A 19,070-nucleotide genomic window follows, 5' to 3' on the forward strand; every position below is an offset into this window, starting at 1 on the left:
CCTATAGATGCTTTATTTTTTTAACGACATAATATATGCACAACTAGCGCTAGAGCAATGCCGTTTCCAGAAAGCTGTTGTCTCAGTATTTTTAAGGCCCGTACCTTGTGATTTTTGACAGTTTGGATGGATAGCGCCAGTTCCTTGGCTATTTCTTCATTGTTTAAACCGTCTATAAACTCTAAATGGATTACCTTGCGACATTGTAGCGGGAGATTGTTAATTGCTCTATAAATTTCTGATACCACTTCTGAACGGATGATATCATGTAAATGGTCGTTTTCTATCGTACTACTCTGCAGATTGATGAAGTCAAGATTACGGTGTTTCCTACCCGACATTTTTATGAAATCCAGACAAGCATTTTTAGTAGATTGGTATAGAGAAGCCTGCATGTGCGAGACATTCATAAATGTTTTCTTTTGCGTCCATAAACGAAAGAATAAGTTCTCGATAATATCTTCACTTTCTTCATCTCCTACATACTTGGCGGCGAAGAATCGAAGTGAAGGGTAATATAGCTTATAAACCTCCTCAAATACGACACTTTCTCCTAAGTTTATAACGTTGGTCATCATATTTTTTGCTTGTGCAGTTGTGTTTTGTTTATAATTGTTTACAGGCGGCGGAGGTCTCCGTTACACATTTATACCAGTAAAGGTAAGAAAAAAATAAGATTTAGTGATTATTATGTATGTTTGAAGTGTAAACCCAAGAGTTCCAGCTGTGGTATTGGATTAATTTTCTTGGTTTTATGAGAAATGATCAATTTAAAAAACGTTTTAGCAATGATTTATTAAATAATAATAGTAATTTCATTGCCGTTAAATACTAATTGCTAAATAACCATATATAATCTGATGAGACAGTTTGAAATACAGGAGCAGGAGCAGCTTTATGATGCGATTGTTGTAGGTTCAGGTGCCGGGGGCGGCATGGCGGGTTATGTGCTCGCAAAAGCAGGGCTCAAAGTGTTAATGCTCGAGGCAGGTCCTTTTTTTGACCCTGCAAAGGATGCTTTACAATTGAGATGGCCTTGGGAATCACCAAGGCGTGGAGCGTCGACAATACGACCTTTTGGCGATTTTGATGCCGCTTATGGTGGGTGGGAGTTGGATGGTGAACCTTATACCACTGCGCAAGGTACCGAATTCACTTGGTTTCGAGCTCGCATGTTGGGAGGTAGAACGAACCATTGGGGACGTATCTCGCTTCGGATGGGACCGGATGATTTTAAGCCTAAAGATGGAGTGACTGACGAATGGCCCATTACGTACGAAGAGGTAAAACCTTATTACGATAAGGTAGACCGCTTCATCGGTATATATGGTACAGTGGAAGGAATTCGTAATGAACCCGATGGCATTTTCCTAAAGCCACCAAAACCTAGGCTTAATGAGTTGTTTATAAAACGCGGAGCAAAAAAGGCAGGCGTTACTGTTATTCCTGGACGAGGTTCCGTTTTGACCGAAGCGCTGCCGGGCATGGAAGGGAGGGGTACTTGCTTTTTTTGTGGTCAGTGTGGTAGGGGATGTAAGGTATATGGAGATTTTTCTTCTTCTTCTTGTTTGGTTATTCCAGCAATGAAGACGAAGAATTTGACGGTAGTAGATAATGCCATGGTACGAGAAGTGTTAACGAATGATGAAGGTCTTGCTACTGGGGTTTCTTATGTTAATACTGTTGATTTTCAGGAGTATACTGTTAAAGCTAAGATGGTGATACTCGGCGCAAGTGCTTGTGAATCTGCTAGGTTAATGCTTAATTCTAAGTCTAAAACACATCCAAGTGGCATAGGAAATAGTAGTGGTTTAGTGGGGAGATATCTCCATGATTCTACAGGATCTAGTATGTCTGGTTTTATTCCTGAACTTATGGAAAGAAAACGTTACAATGAGGACGGAGTGGGCAGTGTGCATATTTATTCTCCCTGGTGGCTGGATAATAAAAAGCTTGATTTTCCACGAGGTTATCATATTGAATATGGCGGTGGTTTACATATGCCCGCTTATGGTTTTCTAGATTGGGTGCCTGCGGTTAATGGTATGGTGCCTGCAAAAGATGGTTCCAAAAAAGAGCAGGGAGGGTATGGCGTTTCATTGAAGAATGATTATAGACGTTTTTATGGAGCGAATGTAGGGATGGCGGGGAGGGGTACCGCACTGGCGCATAAGAATAATTACTGTGAAATAGATCCGGATAGGGTGGATAAATATGGGATTCCGGTACTTCGTTTCCATTATAAATGGGCAAGGGAGGAGGTCGCACAAGCCAAACATATGCAGGAAACTTTTAAATCTATTATGCACGAAATGGGGGCCATTGTTACTTCGCCTGAGCAGGGGGCCGATACGTCTTATGGATTGGAGACCCCGGGAAAGATTATACATGAGGGTGGAACAACAAGAATGGGAAATGATCCAAATACATCGGTAGTCAATAAATGGTGTCAGGCGCACGATTGTAAAAATCTATTCGTAGTAGATGCGGCGCCATTTGTACAACAAGGAGATAAAAATCTAACTTGGACTATTTTGGCTTTATCGATGCGTACAGCGGAATATATTTTAGACCAGCGAAATAAACTAAACGTATAAACGATTATGAATAGAAGGGAATCTCTAAAAGCATTAGGTCTGACCACAGTTGGTACAGGCTTACTGCTGGAATCGTGTAAACAGGGCGATTCAAAAAAACAAACGCTCACTGAAAATGCTGAAAAGCAAAAGCTGCCCGGCGTACAGGATTTTGAGCATGCAAGGAATAATCGGTTAAATAGTGAACGTTTCTTTGATGATCACGAAATGGCGACAATCAGCATTTTGTCAGATATTATTATTCCTAAAGATGAATTTTCCGAGAGTGCTTCTACGACAGGTGTGCCTGATTTTATTGAGTTCATGGTAAAAGATATACCAGCTTATAAAATACCTATGCGTGGAGGATTAAAATGGTTAGATATACAGTGCTTAAAAAGATATAATCACGTTTTTATCGAGTGCGATGCAAAGGAACAATTGGAAATGTTGGATGAAATTGCTTATCCTAATAAGGCCGAACCGGCAATGCAACAGGGGGTGACTTTTTTTAGTCTGATACGTAATCTAACAGCTTCTGGCTTCTTCACCAGTGAAATTGGAGTAAAAGACATTGGTTATGTAGGGAATAAACCTGAGTTCTGGGATGGGGTTCCTCCCGATGTGTTGAAACAATATGGTTTTACTGGAGAAGACTGACACGAAACATTTAGGTTAATTACTTGTTTCTTGGTTAAACACACAATCAATGGAAACAAGAGAGAAAATTGCAGATGTATTAAATGATTTAATAAAAATCAACAATGATCGGATCAAAGGTTACCAAACCGCAGTAGAAGATACTTCCTGGAGCGACGTTGATTTGAAAGCATTATTTGAGTTTTATGTAGCACAAACTAAAAAATTTAATAGAGAGCTCTCAGAAGCTGTTGCTAAGTATGCAGGTGAATTGCCGGATAAAGGAACGACGACGACGGGGAAATTGCACCGTATTTGGATCGATCTTAAGACAACTATTACAGGGAAAGACCGGCAATCTATTTTACAGGAATGCGAAAGAGGAGAAGATGCCAGTAAAAAAGCATATAACGATGCATTAGGCGAGGCGATAGATTTTCCAACAGAGGTGCAGCAGTTAATTAGAAATCAGGCTGACGAGCAACTGCAAGGTCATGATAAAATTCGGGATTTACGAGATAATGAATCATGAAATACTTTATAAGCAAAAAGCGGACAAATTTGTCCGCTTTTTGCTTATAAAGTATTTTCTATTAATTTGTATATTGTTTGCCTAAAGTTTCTTTTATAATTTTAACTAGTTGACATTTTTACCCATTTATAGCCGTATTCTGTAAAGCATACAAGTTTATGAAGAAAACAGCTCTATCGATATTTCTCGGTTTTATATTTACCATGTTATACGGGCAAGAGGGGCTTTATGATGAAGACCAGATTCCACCGTATTCGCTTCCTGATATTTTAAAAAGGAGCAATGGGCAAACTGTTCATTCAGTGGCTGAATGGGAGCGATGGGGGCGTCCAGAGACCCAGATGCTTTTTGAGAAAAATGTTTATGGTAAGACCTTAGGTGAAGATCTTTTTACTTATGAAGTCACTTCTGAAGACACGCAGGCAATACACGGAACAGCTATAAGAAAAGAAGTGACTATCTATTTATCGTCCGATAAATCAAAAAAAATAGCCTTATTGATTTATCTGCCTAAAAGGAATAAACCCGTTCCGGTATTTCTTGGATTAAACTTTATTGGCAATCAAGCTATTTACCCAGATACCGGAATAACCATTTCTAAGCAATGGACAGCTTTTGGTGGAAAACCAGGATTCACGGAATCAGGTTATGCCACAGAAGAGAGCAGGGGCGTGCGATCGTCTCGATGGCCGGTAGAATTAATTCTTTCTAAAGGTTATGGTTTGGCAACAGCGTATTATGGTGATGTGGAGCTAGATAAACCAACTATTGATCAGTCAGAAGAAAGTTTTCATAAATGGTTTTTTGAACAAACAGGAAAGAAAAAAGAGGCCGACAGCTGGGGAGCTATTGGCGTGTGGGCTTGGGAGCTCAGCAAAGCATTGGATTACCTTTTTGAGGATGCCACAATAGATGCTCAACGTGTTGCCGTAATTGGCCACTCGCGTTTAGGTAAAGCAGCACTATGGGCGGCTGCTCAGGATAAGCGTTTTGCCATGGCCATTGCAAATAACTCTGGTGAAGGTGGTGCTGCTATTACGCGACGACGGTTTGGCGAAACGATTGAAAGAATAAATAAATCCTTCCCTCATTGGTTTTGCGATAATTTTAAACAATTCAATGGTAATGAAGACAATTTGCCAGTTGATTTCCATCAGTTGCTAGGACTCGTAGCACCCAGACCGTTATATGTAGCGAGTGCATCAGACGATTTGTGGGCGGACCCATTGGGAGAATATTTATCTCTTTACCATGCAGGGCCTGTTTATCAGTTGTATGGGCAGGAAACACTGAGTGAAGCAGACCCTCCGCCAGTTGGAAAAGCTGTTACGAAAGGTAATTTGGGGTACCATATTCGACCCGGTAAACATGATATCACGGTTTACGATTGGACGAAATTTTTAGATTTTGCAGATAAGCATTTGTAGCTTGATCGGTTTGATTTTTTCTATTTCTTTCAGTATTTTTTGATGATGTGATTTTTCTCTTAAAAGCTTGTATGAAGTTACTGGTCTTAGCATAACCGAGCACACAAGCAATCGCGTTTATATGTATATCCATTTCTTGAGGTAACAGCAAAGCTAGCGGCATTCTCCTGAGGCGAATGAATTGCAATCCATGTGTTAACCGATGTGTGATTAAGGGTGAGTTTTTCACAACGTCTGGTATTCCATAGATCTGTAAAAAATTTTTGCTTCGTATACTCATAAACCAGCTGATGGAATGATGGAAGATAAATTGCTGATTGTGATGTTTTTATTTCAATTGAAAAAACGGATACACTATAAAGAACAATAGTGAGAAGGACAAGGAACTTAGGAGGTGCTTTTCGTCCGATGGATTTTTAACGTTGCCGTATGGAATAATTTTGTAGTTAATAGATAATAATCGATATTCCATTACGTTTACTATTTTAGGTTTAGGTTGATTAAAACATATTAATATGTTTAGAGCCCTGCGTCCCCAAGCAGGGCTTTTTTATTTCATTAATCCCTTTGCTGTTAAATCATCTACTCTCTTGAACCGATATATATATTTGCCATTTGACGTTTGAAACAAGCTATCTTGTTGTTTCTGTGCTTGCTTCGAATTTAAGTAAATAATTTTATAAGAGACAAATTCTTCAATAGGGTTTCCGCTTACTTTTACATCGTTAATGTATTGATAAGGTGTGTTAACTTTATATAACTCACGGTTCCATTTGTGAACTTCACTGGCCATTGATGAATCTAGTTCTTTTTTGCTGCAAGAAATTAACAAGCATGCTATTAAGACACCTATAGTATATCTCATTTAATTTTTTTTATTAACAACGGCTAATTCCGATTTACCACGATTTTTATTCGTAACAAAAGATGGGTCAAAAAATATTCCAACTGTTCGATTTATTATTCGAAGAATATGGATTTAACATTTGTTAACAAGATTAGGGAACGGAGTAAAGACGAAAAAAAGAAATGAAAACCTTTTAGTTAAAAAACACAAATCTAGCGGAGAATTTATCAGTAACTGAATGGTCAACTGTGTGAAAGTTTGTGTGTTTTGGTCAAAACTTATTTTATATCATAATATGGCCGTCTATTGCAGTGAAAAAAAAATCAATTGTTCTGAATTTCACATAAAAAAATAGGAAATTTCCTGTTTTTTTATGTGAAATTCCCTCTTCCATTTGTGTTTTCGATGATTTTCTTTTGTAATAGAAATTACCATTACCAAAAATAGGAAAAACTATGAATAAGCACTGTGGCGAAATTGTTGAGAAAACTATTAGAAGAAACGGTTGTAGTATTAGTGAACTGGCAAGACTAATGAAGGTAAATAGAAGGTCCATTTATAATTGGTTCAACCAACCAAAGTTAAAAGAGGATGTTATTTTTAAGATTGGTTGCGCGCTAGCACACGATTTTTCCTCAGAGTTTCCGAAACTCTTCTCAAAGGAAGACTTTCAGGAAGCCTTTCTTTATAATGGCAAATTGAAGAATTCAAATCGTCTTGTTGAAGAACAGGAAAAGGTGAATTATTGGAAAGACAAGTATATTGCTCTACTGGAAGAATATAACCAGATACTTTCAATTAATAGTACCGGTAAGTTTGATACCATGGTCTTTTCTACCTAATGAAATAGACTTCAATAAATTGGTCCCATGATAATGGGGCCAATATTCATAGTTGTCTAAATTGTTGCTTTCACCAGCACCTCACTTTAATCAATCGACTGTAAAAACAATCTCATTTTTCACCACTTCACTGATTTGTTATCGGTGCACGAAGTAACGCAGTTTTATATCAAATATGGATGTGGTTTTATAGCATATTATAAGAAACATTAACATTTCTTAACATTTAGCCAATTAAACTATTCGCTAAAAAGCAGCTCTAAATCTTCAAACAAAAGGAAAACATTATGAGAAAGTTAATTTTATCTGCGGTATTGTTCATTGGAATGGGTAGTATCGCATTTGCACAGGAAGATAGTGTTACAGTTAAACCAGAACGGAAATTCGAACGTAAAACTCCTGAGGAGCACGCTCAGTTTATGACAGATGCCCTTGATAAAAAACTGTCGTTTACTGAAGACCAGAAAGGCAAGATATATGCGATCAATTTAGAAAGCATTAATAAAATGAAGGCGCATCGTGAACAAGACAAGTCAAAAGTCAGAGGTGCTATGAAGGAGAGAGATCAGGAGATTAACAGTGTTTTAGACGATTCGCAAAAAAGCATCTATCAGGAGTTGAAGAAAGATAGGGTGCAAGGGAAACAAAAATATCAAAAAAGGGGCAAGCATTGGAAAGGAAGAGGTGAAGATAAAAAGTCAGATGCATAATCAAGCAGTTAGGGCCGGCATTAATCTCCGGCCCTTTTTTGTTACCGTTCTAAAATAGGCCATAAGCACTCAATTGTTTAAAGAGCCTTCTTTAGCGAAAGAGGTGTGTTCGTTTATATTCCAAAGGCGTTAATCCTTTATGTTTTTTGAAATGTCTATAGAAGTTAGATACATTATTAAATCCGCATTCAAAGCAAATAATTTCGGTAGGAAGTTTGTCTTCTATCAGCATACGGCAGGCATGGCTAATTCGTATTTCTATAAGAAAATCATAATAACTTTTACGGGTCATCATTTTAAAATATCTGCAAAACGAAGTAACGCTAAGGTTACTGATAGCAGCAATTTCCTTCAAAGAAATTTCCTTTTTGTAGTTTGCAAATGAGTAGGTATATACTTTATTTAATCTAATCGTATCCGCTTCATTGGGTGAATTAAAAGCATTGTTTTCATTGGTAATCAGTTTATACTCTTTAGTTTCTGAAATGATCTTAAGAATGGAGAGAAGAGCTATAATACGGTCGAGGTCGTGTACCGCTTTTGCATTCCGCATGAGGTGCGCTATTTTTTCCTTTGTTTCGCCGTAAAACATCATCCCACTTTTTGCCCGTTCATATAATTTCGGTATAAGATACGCTTCCGGAATACCTGTCCAATCTTTTCCTAAATAATCAGGAAGAAATTGTATGACAATTGCTTCAATATTTAATTGAGTGTTATCCTGATAATATTCATCCCGACAGCGCCAGGCATGGGGTAAGTTTTCCCCGAGCAAAATAATTTCTCCAGATGTGAAGTTGTCAATATTATCACCAATGAATCGGAGCCCTTCTCCCTTTATATTGTAATGTAATTCCAGTTCAGGGTGATAGTGCCAGATATTGCCAAAATTGGGAGAAATATCATGATTAATATTAAATGAGCTTTCGAGTTTCGCGCTGACTTTTTTGAGACGAGGTTTCATTAAGTTAATAATTTGTTAGCAACCGTTCTATGCGGTATTGTAATATGGTTACATCAAAGCTAGTAGAAATTTGATTTCTTTGCAAATATTGTACATGATAAAGGGAAAATTGTACAAGATACTCCTTGCCCTTAGGGCTATCTTTGATTCGTTTTATCTACCGGATGATCCGTTAATATAAAAATATTAAAACCATTATAAGCTGATGATTTGTTTCACCTTTGCCATTTGAATTATTTACTATCTAGCAAAATCTATACTGAATGACGATAAATACTGATATCTTAAAAATAACATTTCCACGGCGAATGTTTGTGGGCAATGGTACATTAGAGCCCTTAGCCAACGAGATAGAAGGCAGTAGAATACTGATTATTACTATACCGCCATTAGTTTCTGGTATAAAAGAATTTATTGATAATCTTAAAAGACTGAAACGTACTGTTTTTTTAGATATCTATATAAACGACGAACCTTCTTTTATAGATATTGAAGGTTTATTGGAAAAGTTTAAAGATCATGATATCGATACGGTTATCGGTATTGGCGGAGGCAGTGTACTGGATGTGGCCAAGCTTTTGTCTGTTTTGCTAGATCATCATCAGGTTTTAAAAGATACAGTAGGCAATGGTTTGATAAGTTCTCGAGCAAAACGATTAATCTGTGTACCAACAACAGCCGGTACTGGTAGTGAGGTTTCTCCAAATGTTATATTGATTGATCCTTCGGATGATCAAAAGAAAGGTATAATTAGTCCTTTTTTAGTGCCAGATATAGTTTGTATTGATCCTTCGCTTACGCATACAGTACCTCAGGAGGTTACTGCCGCAACGGGCCTTGACGCTTTAACACATTGTTTAGAGGCTTATGTAAATAAACATGCACATCCCATGATGGATTTGTATGCATTGGAGGGTATCAAATTGATTGGGGCAAATATTTTGCGGGCGGTGAGGAATGGTGAAGATGAACATGCGAGATATCAGGTAGCCATCGGAAGTTTATATGGAGGCCTCTGTTTGGGTCCGGTTAATACTGCGGGTGTACATGCACTAGCCTATCCGCTAGGTAGTGGCTACCATGTGCCACATGGATTGTCCAACGCCTTATTATTACCTCATGTAATGCGGTATAACATACCATCAGCACCTGAAAGATACGCACAGGTAGCGATTGCTTTAGGCTGTGAGCGAGACGTTAGTCACAACAATACAGCCAAAGCTGGCGTGGAAAAAATAGAGAAAATAATAAAAGACTGTAAAATGCCAGCCCGATTAAGAGACCTAAAGATTCCCAGAAACGCGCTTCCGCAAATGGCAGAAGATGCGATGAAGATCACGAGGTTACTGGTTAATAATCCTCGGGATATCCAATTAAAGGATGCTTTAGATATTTATAATTCAGCATATTAAATTGTTTATTAATATAAGGATTATTTATATACGTCAAAACTTCGAAAACGAATAATTACTCTAATGAACATAGCAAAGAAACATCATGGCTTAATCGTCCCACTTGTTACTCCAATGACAGCGGATTTACAATTGGATAAAGAGGCGGTTAGCAGAATTTTACTTAATCTAAGACAATTTAATGCATCTCCTTTCATATTGGGAACAACTGGCGAGTCTCCATTATTAAGTCATCAGGTGAAAATAGAATATTTAGAAACGATCATTAAGCTTAAGCCAAATAACGTCAAATTATATGTCGGAGCACCTGCGAATGCTATAAAGGAAACCATAGAGTTTTCCAAACAATGTTTTGGATTGGGAGCAGATGCCGTTGTGGTGTCACTTCCTTTTTACTACAAGTTATCGGAAAATCAAATGAGAAAGTACTTTTTAAATCTTGCTGATCAACTTGATGGCGATATGATCGTATATAATATTCCGGCTACCACGCATATGTCTATTCCGTTGACATTGATTGACGAGTTAAGCTTTCATGAAAACATCGTAGCGACAAAGGATTCTGAACGTTCAGACACACGGCTGGACGCATCATTAAAATTGTGGTCAAATAGAAAAGATTTCAGTCACTTATTGGGGTGGGCTGCAAAATCAGCTTATGCATTGCTTCATGGTAGTGATGGTTTAGTTCCAAGTACAGGTAACTTAGTGCCATCGATTTATGATGAAATGGTACAGGCACTGCGGCTAGGGCTGCATGAAAAAGCTTATTATTATCAACAATTGTCTGATCTTTTAGGAAATATTTATCAAGCAGGCAGATCACTAGGAGAATCTATCTGGGCATTAAAGGTTTTGATGCAACAGGTTGGTCTTTGCCAGAGTTATATGACACCTCCTTTGCTTGGGATGTCTGTAGAAGAAGAAGAGCGTCTGAAATTTTCGTTTAATGAATTAGTTAAAGAAGAAAATATAAAATTGAGTATATATAATCATGTATAAGAAGCCAGTCATAGGAATTACGATGGGAGATCCAGCAAGTATCGGTCCTGAAATAGCGATAAAAGCATTGCTTTCTAGGGACATTTACGACACTTGTTGCCCAGTACTCATCGGAAATGCTTGTGTGTTTGAGCATATCATAAATAAACTGAATTTAGGTGTCACTATTAACCGCATTAACAACGTAAATGATGCAAAATACCTATATGGAACACCAGATGTATATGACTTGGGTGAGCTGGATCTAACAGCCATAACGTTTGGTGAAATTTCTGCTAAAGCTGGGGATGCTGCTTTCTTAGCTGTTAAGGAGGTTATATCATTAGCGCTAGAGGGGGCTGTTGATGCTACTGTTACCGGGCCGATTAATAAAAAAGCCATTAACGAAGCCGGCCATAAATTTCCAGGGCACACCGAAATATATGCTCATTTTACCGCTACGAAAAAATATGCTATGTTGTTGATAGAAGAACAGATGCGCGTAATACACGTTTCAACGCATGTCTCTTTGAGACAGGCGTGTGACCTTGTAAAAAAAAATAGAATATTGGAGGTTTTAGCGTTATTGCACCAAGGTTTGCAAAACCTAGGAGTTACTAATCTCAAAATTGGTGTAGCTGGGTTAAATCCTCATGCAGGCGATTCAGGGTTATTCGGAACAGAAGATGAAGAGGAGATTGCACCAGCTGTAAAGGAAGCACAACTTTTAGGCTACGATATAGACGGACCTATACCGGCAGATACTTTGTTCTCGAAGGCTGCGACAGGCCATTATGGGGGAGTAATAGCGATGTACCATGATCAAGGACATATTCCTTTCAAATTGACGGGATTCAAGTGGAGCAAAGAAAAGCAACAAATGGAAAGTGTAAAAGGCGTTAATATTACTTTGGGGTTGCCTATTATCAGAACTTCAGTTGATCATGGAACTGCTTTCGAAATTGCTGGAAAGGGTATTGCGAGTTGTGACGCAATGTTATTAGCTATCAAAGCTGCTGCAAAATTGTCGATTAATAATTTTAGCTAGAAATGATTGTAGTTATCGCAGATGATTTAACGGGAGCAGCTGAAATAGGAGGTATAGGGATAAGGTTTAACTTAGCGGTTACTATGGTTAACGGCGTTTGTACAGACCGCGATATAACAACGGATCTTTTGGTTATCAATACAGATACTCGTTCGCTACCTAGGCAAGAGGCTATGGTTGTTATAAGTAGCGTATTGGATTGGGTGGCTAAGCTTCCATATAGTTATTTATATAAGAAGGTCGATTCTGTTTTGAGAGGGTATGTTAAGGACGAGTTAATGCTCCTGTCGGAAAGATTTACTTACCGACGAATCATATTAATCCCTGCAAATCCTCTCCTCGGTAGAGTTGTAAAAAAAGGATGCTATTTTGTAAATGATAAACTTATACACGAAACAGCTTTTGCGATGGACCCTGAGTTCCCGACTAAAACATCGGATGTGCTGGAAATGTTGGGCAATAGCCATACGTTTGTTGTAAAAAATCAGGGTGAGCCTCTCCCGGATAAAGGCGAAATTGTTGGAGAGGTTAGTGACGTTGATGATTTGATATTATGGGTAGACAAAATAGAGGAAGGGACTTTGGCTGCGGGGTCATCTGCTTTTTTTGAGGCGCTGTTACGGTTAATACTTCAGCGTGAGCCTACCGTACCTATGGCTAAAGTTGACCTCCTGTATCCGCAATTGTTTGTCTGTGGGAGCAGTTTTCCCGATAGTATTAAGCAGGTGAAAATGTGGCATAAGCACCATAAGTCAGTGTTTTTTTTGCCAAGCAACACTTCAAATATCACTAAGCAATACCAATCCATGATGGAATGGGCTATTTCCCCGATATTTTCGTTATTTCAGCAAAAAAAAGCTATTATAGCATTCGAAAGTGATCAGCCGATTAACCTGAAAAATAATGCTGTCATGCTGAGAAATTTAATGGCAGAAGCGGTCACACTGGTGTTGAATGAAAGTCCTGTAAAGGAACTTTTTATAGAGGGTGGAGCAACGGCAGCAGCTATTTTAAAGGCATTGGGCATTACACAGCTATACCCAAAAAATGAGCTGGCACCAGGCGTTGTACGGTGTGCTGCTATTGGAAAAAGAAAACTGTGGATAACAATGAAACCTGGCAGTTATGATTGGCAATCAGTTTTATAAAAAATTATTTTATACCAATTCAAATTCTGATCATATTGCTAACCGTTATGGATAGACCTACATTGAGCATAATAGATTATATCATAATCATTATTGTTATATTAATTACATTGTACCTTGGGTTAAGGTATGCGAAGAACCAACATTCCACACAGTCATTTTTTGCTGCAAAAGGTCGGGTCCCAGCCTGGGCTATCGGTATGTCTTTGCTGGCAACGTTAATTAGCAGTGTGACTTTTTTGGGGTATCCTAGCGAAGGTTATACATCTAATTGGATACTTTTGGTTCAAGGCTTAATGGTGCCAGTAGTGTTGTTGGGAAGCATCTGGTTCATCGTACCTTTGTATAGAAGAGTAATACGATTAAGTACTTATGAATATTTTGAAAAGAGGTTTGGTTCATTTGCAAGATATTATAGCTCTATTGCTTTTGTACTTCGTCAATTTTCGGGCATGGGAACCGTGCTTTACTTATTAGCAGTGGCTGTGTGGAGTATGACGGGGATCAGTACCTTTTTTGTTGTCGTTTTCGTCGGAAGCATTATCATCATTGTTAATCTACTTGGAGGATTAGAAGCGGTTATCTGGTTAGATGTTTTCCAAGGGTTTATGCTATTTATAAGTGGTATTTTATGTTTGGGTATAATCTTTTATGCGATGGATGGTGGCATGAAAGAAGTGTTTAGCATAGCAGAAAAAAATCAACGGACGGGTTTTGGTCCATATACGCTCGATTTTAAGCATCTAACGTTCGTAGTAGTGGCTATAAATGGCTTGTTCTATGGTGTCCAAAAATATGGTACTGATCAAACCGTAGTGCAGCGCTACTTAACCGCAACTACGAATAAGTCGGCTATTAGGGCTTCTTTATTAGGTATCTTATTAACTGTTCCAGTATGGGCCCTTTTTATGCTAATTGGTACAGCGCTGTTTGCCTATTATAAGCAACAGCCACTACCTCCCGAAATTGATGCCAATAGTGTCTTTCCCTATTTTATCACTACAAAGCTCCCGGTGGGAGTAACGGGTTTTGTTATGGCAGCTATGTTATCTGCTGCAATTTGTAGTCTTAGTGCCGATTTAAATTCACTCGCAGCAGTAGGTGTAGAAGATTATTTTAAGAAAATGAAACCGGGTTTGCCGGATCGTATTTATCTTAAGAGCGGACGGTGGATTATTTTCTTTTCAGGTTTTTTAGCGATAGCTATCGGAGCGCTATACGTTTATATAGGAAGTGAAGGGATCCTTGGAATTATATTTACGCTTTATGCTATTTTTTCTGGCGGGATAGTAGGTGTCTTTTTGCTAGGATTGTTTTCAACAAGAGCAAACGAACAAGGGGTGAATATCGCTATTGTAACCTGTATTTTATTTACAGGTTATGCTGTTTTGACTTCTACTGCGATTGGTAATCGGGTAATATTAGATTTAGGGCAGTACAACTTCAGCCATCATAAATTGATGTTGGGTGTTTACAGTCACGTATTGGTTATTGTGGTGGGATATTTGGCAAGTTTATTTTTTCCCAAGCCATCTATTGATCCCAATCTTTTGTACAAAGGAAGAAAAAAGAAAAACACTTCAGTACCCGTAAGCAGTAAACAAATGAATGTAGAAACACCTGCAAAAGTTTAAATTTTCGCAGCACCTCACATAAATCAAGAGAAATTAGCGGTAGTGTTTTTTGCAAAAATTTGCAATTTTGCAAATTTTTGCAAAAAACACTACCTTAGCACCCGAATTAATAAATCGTTTATTATGTCTGTATGCATTGCTATTCCCTTAGAAAAAAGAATTGTATTAAAAGCACGACGAGCGACGCAGCTAATCTTTCTATTGTGTGGATTGGGAGTTGCTAGTTGGGCACCTATGGTACCGTATGCCAAAGAACGACTAGCTATGAACGAGGCTAGCCTAGGCTTGTTGCTCTTGTTACTGGGAGGTGGAGCTTTAATAATGATGCCTATTACTGGTTTCCTTATACATCGTTATGGCTCACGAATAATAATTCTGCTTTCTGCATTAATGATAGCGTTGTTATTGCCGTTGTTGTTAATGATGGGACAGCCGGTAAGTCTTGGTATTACACTGTTTTTTTTTGGTGCCGGTGTAGGTGCAGTTGATGTTGCCATGAATGCACATGCAGTACATGTTCAAGAGGTATACGGTAGGCATATCATGTCTTCATTTCATGGTTTGTTTAGTGTAGGTGGTTTGTTCGGTTCATTAGGTTTAGGTGCCTTAATGAAACTTGGACTCGAACCGATAGCTGCTGCTGTGACTATAGCGATATTATTAATAATTATCGTATGTAGTCAATATAAAGATTTATTTAGCGTTAGCACAGAAACAGCATTGACAGCGCCTATAGGTAAAACGGCTGGCAATAGTAAAATTGGAGGAGCATTGTGGCTAAACCACGGTGTCCTATTTTTAGGAGCCATGTGTTTTATCGTTTTTTTAGCGGAAGGAGCAATGCTTGACTGGAGTGCAGTTTTTTTAAGAGAGGAACGATCAGTGGATGCGGAATGGTCTGGTGTTGGTTATGCAGCGTTTTCAATAGCTATGGCATTTATGCGTTTAGCGGGCGACCGTCTAGTAGAACATTTCAGTCCAAATAAAACAGTTGTGCTTGGTAGTTTTGTAGCTGGGATTGGTTTTTTACTGGCAGTGTTATCCCCGTGGACATTTGCATCAATCTTCGGGTTTATACTATTGGGTTTAGGAGCGGCAAATGTTGTTCCTGTTTTTTTTAGTGCCGCCGGAAGAATGCCCGGCATACCAGCTTCTGTGGCTATTCCGGCGATTACTACAATGGGATATGCCGGGCAACTAGCAGGACCTGCCCTGCTGGGGTTCGTTGCATTTCAGTTTTCTCTGCCAATAGCTTTTGCATTGGTGGCATTGCTACTATTTGTAGTTTCTTTAAGCTACTTAAAGAGAAAATAATTAAATACCTAACTGAGTTACTATGCTTCGGGAAGAACGTTTTAGAAAAATATTAAATCAGCTGGAAACAAAGACAAGGGTTACTTACCAAGAGTTAAGTTTAATTGTCAACGTATCAGAAGACACTATCCGTAGAGATATTGACATGTTAGACCGGACTGGTCTACTCTCGAAAGTGAGAGGAGGCGCTATTCCACGTTCGAAGAATCCTTTAACGTTTCATGATCGTCAATCGTTTTTAAATGAAGGTAAGGAGGTTATAGCGTTAAAAGCACAACAGTTTCTAAAAGATGGACAAACGGTTTTTTTGGATGGAGGAACTACTATTTGCCAACTAGCAAGTCATTTCAATATAAACCTTAGTATACGCGTCGTAACGAATAATTTAGCTTTAATTCCGATTTTAAAGCCTTTTAAGAATATAGACGTCATTGTGCTTGGAGGTAATTATCTTAACGCAACTGAAACAAATATAGGCATGACGACCTGTACCCAAGTGCAGCAATATGTTGCTGATGTATATTTTATGGGGTTGTGTGCTACGCACAGCGCTTTTGGTATCACCACTGCTATAGCAGCGGAGGCTGAGGTGAAGCGAACCATGTTTCGCTCATCATTGAAAAGTATTGCACTTAGTAACTCGGAAAAGTTAGAAAACATAGATCCATTTCGTGTTTGCGATATCAATCAGATAGATGTATTAATAACAGATTTAGATAGTATGGACAGCAGACTTGATGCCTACCGATATAAAACATTACAGCTGCTTTAAAAATGCCAGGGGGATTTGTCTCGTATGTTGTTCTTTTATTTGCTAATCCAAAGTGTAACCGATAGATTAGCGACAAAATATATCTTAAGTATTTAAAAATTAGCTTTTAGATAATTCATAATATGGCAAATAAATATCCCAACAAAGTATATTTAAATGGTGAGTGGTTGAATGCTGATAAAGCGAAGGTGTCAGTTTTCGACAGAGGTTTCATGCTTGGAGATGGCGTGTATGAAGTGATTCCTTTCTATAGAGGTAAACCTTTTTTAAGTTCAGCACACATAAGAAGACTAGAGTATTGTTTAAATGAAGTGTCTATTTTGTTGGAGCAAAGATTTGCATGGAGCGAAGTAATTGATGAAGCAATTGCTCAAGCTGGTTTAACAGCATCGGATGGTGCGGTTTACATACAGATAACCCGAGGTGCGGCTCCACGGACACATTATTTTCCTCAAAATGTGCTTCCTACCATCTTGATATATGCCTTTGAGCTACAGCTGAGTGGCTTCGAACACCGTAAAGCGAAGGTGCTTGTTGCAAAGGACTTGAGATGGCATAGATGCGACATAAAATCGACTTCTCTGATAGCCAATGTTCAGGCAAACGAATATGCGCATGGTTTAGCTTTCGATGAAAGTATACTTGAACGCAACGGAATAATCACCGAAGGTACGCATACGTCCTTTTTTTGTGTTCGCAATGGAGTTGTTTATACGCATCCGGCCGGACCGCATATTCTTCCCGGAATCACTCGTGATTGGGTTATAAATATGTGTTTTAAGCTTAATATTGAAATAAAGGAGGAGGCTTTACCTATCAACGACCTGCAAGAAGTAGATGAATTGTTTTTAACCGGCACTACAGCCCAAATACTTGCCGTTACTGAAGTTATGCTGGCAGACAGAAGTACCATTACCAAAAGAACTGGCTCCATAACCAGCAAGATGCAGCAGGCTTTTATTGAAGAAATAGAAAATTTATAATTGGTCTTTTAATTTAGTAATGCTATTGATCTTTTTGCTTAATATGGAGTAAAGGTAACACTTTATCTAAAGGAAGAGATTCAATTGTCCTATTGTTTACACCTGTGACTGATTCGGCCATAAAAAGTGAATTAATGATCGCTTCTTCTGTAGCTTCAATGGCAGCCATGAAAAGAGGAGAGAGCTGATCATTTGGCACTAAGCTCGTTTCTAAAAGATGATGTTCGGTGTCATGCGGTATACGTAATTGCTTTGCAGTAGAAAAAGCAATTACGTAATCTCCACTGCCATTCGAAGCTATACCTCCCGTTTTCGCCAGTCCCATAAAAGCTCTTTTTGCCAATCGATGGAGGTTTCTATTATCCAATGGTGCATCGGTAGCTACAACGATCATGCAAGAACCATCCACATTATTCAAAAGGTGGTTACTGAAATCGAAAAATCCTAGAGAGCGTCCAATATTTACACCATCGATCTGTAGAACACCACCGAAATTACTTTGTATTATCACCCCAACAGTGTATCCTCCCAGCTTTTGAGGTAATTGACGTGATGACGTGCCAATCCCACCTTTAAATCCAAAGCATACGGTGCCGGTGCCAGCGCCAACATTTCCTTCCTGTAGTAGACCACCGTTAGCTTTTTGAATGGCATTGATCACGTCGGCTTTGGTCACGTGCCGTCCACGGATGTCGTTTAGGTAACCATCATTGGTTTCACCAACCACAGCATTGACTGATTGTACTTTTTCGTTTCCTTTTTGTTTTAGCGTATAATCTATTACGGCATCAATTCCCGTAGCTACATTGAGTGTATTCGTTAAAATAATAGGCGTTTCTATATTGCCTAGTTCTGTAATCTGTGTGCTACCCGCCAATTTGCCAAAACCATTTCCGGTAAATACTGCCGCAGGAACTTTTTCTTGGAATATATTTCCTTCATGGGGGAGAATAGCTGTTACTCCCGTCCGTATGTCGTCGCCTTCAAAACGTGTGACGTGCCCTATTTTTATACCTTGTACATCTGTAATGGCATTTAAATGGCCGGTAGGGAGTACGCCTATTTGAATGCCATAGGAGCGCGCCCTTTTCTGTTGCGTATAAGCTTGCATCGACAAGCATAGAGCAACAACGAAGAGGGGATAAAATTTAAAGTGCATCGTTTCGTTTTTTTATTGCCAGAAGGCATTGATAAATACCTTTAAGACTGCTTCATAATACAAACTTAGAGAAAATGCATTT

18 protein-coding genes are annotated in these 19,070 nt (G+C 38.6%); 14 read left to right on the forward strand and 4 right to left on the reverse strand.

Features of this window, described 5'->3' with window-relative positions:
• Nucleotides 1–20 precede the first annotated feature (20 nt).
• Nucleotides 21–578 (reverse strand): RNA polymerase sigma-70 factor, encoded by a 558-nt coding sequence (locus H8S90_RS16490; RefSeq protein ID WP_187338957.1) that lies wholly within the window; start codon nt 576–578, stop codon nt 21–23.
• 282 nt (nt 579–860) lie between these two features.
• Here H8S90_RS16490 and H8S90_RS16495 point away from each other — a divergent pair, with 282 nt between their 5' ends.
• The 4 genes from H8S90_RS16495 to H8S90_RS16510 all read left to right on the forward strand — a co-directional run bounded on the left by H8S90_RS16495 (nt 861) and on the right by H8S90_RS16510 (nt 5,174).
• The gene (locus tag H8S90_RS16495) at nt 861–2,597 is read left to right on the forward strand and encodes a GMC family oxidoreductase (protein WP_187338958.1); all 1,737 of its coding nucleotides are present in this window, start codon (nt 861–863) and stop codon (nt 2,595–2,597) included.
• Nucleotides 2,598–2,603: 6 nt separating this feature from the next.
• Nucleotides 2,604–3,236, forward strand: a complete 633-nt coding sequence (locus tag H8S90_RS16500; protein WP_187338959.1) for a gluconate 2-dehydrogenase subunit 3 family protein — start codon at nt 2,604–2,606, stop codon at nt 3,234–3,236.
• Between the two features lie 49 nt (nt 3,237–3,285).
• Nucleotides 3,286–3,747, forward strand: coding sequence for a PA2169 family four-helix-bundle protein (locus tag H8S90_RS16505; protein WP_187338960.1), 462 nt, complete (start codon nt 3,286–3,288; stop codon nt 3,745–3,747).
• 158 nt (nt 3,748–3,905) lie between these two features.
• Nucleotides 3,906–5,174 carry a S9 family peptidase gene (locus H8S90_RS16510; protein ID WP_222852118.1) on the forward strand — a complete coding sequence of 423 codons (1,269 nt, stop codon included), beginning with the start codon at nt 3,906–3,908 and terminating at the stop codon, nt 5,172–5,174.
• A 550-nt stretch (nt 5,175–5,724) separates the two neighbouring features.
• On the opposite strand, the gene H8S90_RS16515 is transcribed toward H8S90_RS16510, so the two are convergent.
• The gene (locus H8S90_RS16515; RefSeq protein WP_187338961.1) at nt 5,725–6,039 is read right to left on the reverse strand and encodes a hypothetical protein; all 315 of its coding nucleotides are present in this window, start codon (nt 6,037–6,039) and stop codon (nt 5,725–5,727) included.
• Between the two features lie 437 nt (nt 6,040–6,476).
• Here H8S90_RS16515 and H8S90_RS16520 point away from each other — a divergent pair, with 437 nt between their 5' ends.
• Entirely contained in the window at nt 6,477–6,863 is a 387-nt protein-coding gene (locus H8S90_RS16520) for a hypothetical protein (protein WP_187338962.1), read from the forward strand.
• A gap of 287 nt (nt 6,864–7,150) precedes the next feature.
• Nucleotides 7,151–7,573 (forward strand): hypothetical protein, encoded by a 423-nt coding sequence (locus H8S90_RS16525; RefSeq protein WP_187338963.1) that lies wholly within the window; start codon nt 7,151–7,153, stop codon nt 7,571–7,573.
• A 91-nt stretch (nt 7,574–7,664) separates the two neighbouring features.
• Here the strand turns inward: H8S90_RS16525 and H8S90_RS16530 are convergent, their stop codons facing one another.
• Nucleotides 7,665–8,537 (reverse strand): AraC family transcriptional regulator, encoded by an 873-nt coding sequence (locus H8S90_RS16530; protein ID WP_187338964.1) that lies wholly within the window; start codon nt 8,535–8,537, stop codon nt 7,665–7,667.
• Nucleotides 8,538–8,800: 263 nt separating this feature from the next.
• Between H8S90_RS16530 and H8S90_RS16535 the strand changes: the two genes are divergently transcribed.
• The 8 genes from H8S90_RS16535 to H8S90_RS16570 all read left to right on the forward strand — a co-directional run bounded on the left by H8S90_RS16535 (nt 8,801) and on the right by H8S90_RS16570 (nt 17,829).
• Complete coding sequence (locus H8S90_RS16535; protein ID WP_187338965.1) at nt 8,801–9,949, forward strand: iron-containing alcohol dehydrogenase; 1,149 nt, start codon at nt 8,801–8,803, stop codon at nt 9,947–9,949.
• A 63-nt stretch (nt 9,950–10,012) separates the two neighbouring features.
• Nucleotides 10,013–10,951, forward strand: coding sequence for a dihydrodipicolinate synthase family protein (locus H8S90_RS16540; protein WP_187338966.1), 939 nt, complete (start codon nt 10,013–10,015; stop codon nt 10,949–10,951).
• Complete coding sequence (gene pdxA / locus H8S90_RS16545) at nt 10,944–11,978, forward strand: 4-hydroxythreonine-4-phosphate dehydrogenase PdxA (RefSeq protein ID WP_187338967.1); 1,035 nt, start codon at nt 10,944–10,946, stop codon at nt 11,976–11,978. Before H8S90_RS16540 ends, pdxA begins: the two co-directional genes overlap by 8 nt.
• Nucleotides 11,979–11,980: 2 nt before the next feature.
• Complete coding sequence (locus H8S90_RS16550; RefSeq protein WP_187338968.1) at nt 11,981–13,126, forward strand: four-carbon acid sugar kinase family protein; 1,146 nt, start codon at nt 11,981–11,983, stop codon at nt 13,124–13,126.
• A 47-nt stretch (nt 13,127–13,173) separates the two neighbouring features.
• Nucleotides 13,174–14,760, forward strand: a complete 1,587-nt coding sequence (locus tag H8S90_RS16555) for a sodium:solute symporter (RefSeq protein ID WP_187338969.1) — start codon at nt 13,174–13,176, stop codon at nt 14,758–14,760.
• A gap of 123 nt (nt 14,761–14,883) precedes the next feature.
• Nucleotides 14,884–16,074: an MFS transporter gene (locus tag H8S90_RS16560; RefSeq protein WP_187338970.1), complete on the forward strand. Its 1,191-nt coding sequence runs from the start codon at nt 14,884–14,886 to the stop codon at nt 16,072–16,074.
• A gap of 22 nt (nt 16,075–16,096) precedes the next feature.
• Nucleotides 16,097–16,846, forward strand: a complete 750-nt coding sequence (locus H8S90_RS16565; protein ID WP_187338971.1) for a DeoR/GlpR family DNA-binding transcription regulator — start codon at nt 16,097–16,099, stop codon at nt 16,844–16,846.
• Between the two features lie 122 nt (nt 16,847–16,968).
• Nucleotides 16,969–17,829, forward strand: coding sequence for an aminotransferase class IV (locus H8S90_RS16570; protein WP_187338972.1), 861 nt, complete (start codon nt 16,969–16,971; stop codon nt 17,827–17,829).
• Nucleotides 17,830–17,851: 22 nt separating this feature from the next.
• Here H8S90_RS16570 and H8S90_RS16575 read toward each other — a convergent pair whose 3' ends face one another.
• On the reverse strand, nt 17,852–18,988 hold the full coding sequence (locus tag H8S90_RS16575; RefSeq protein WP_255501635.1) for a P1 family peptidase: 1,137 nt from the start codon (nt 18,986–18,988) through the stop codon (nt 17,852–17,854).
• Between the last annotated feature and the right edge of the window lie 82 nt (nt 18,989–19,070).

This window comes from Olivibacter sp. SDN3 (assembly GCF_014334135.1).
Taxonomy (GTDB): domain Bacteria; phylum Bacteroidota; class Bacteroidia; order Sphingobacteriales; family Sphingobacteriaceae; genus Olivibacter.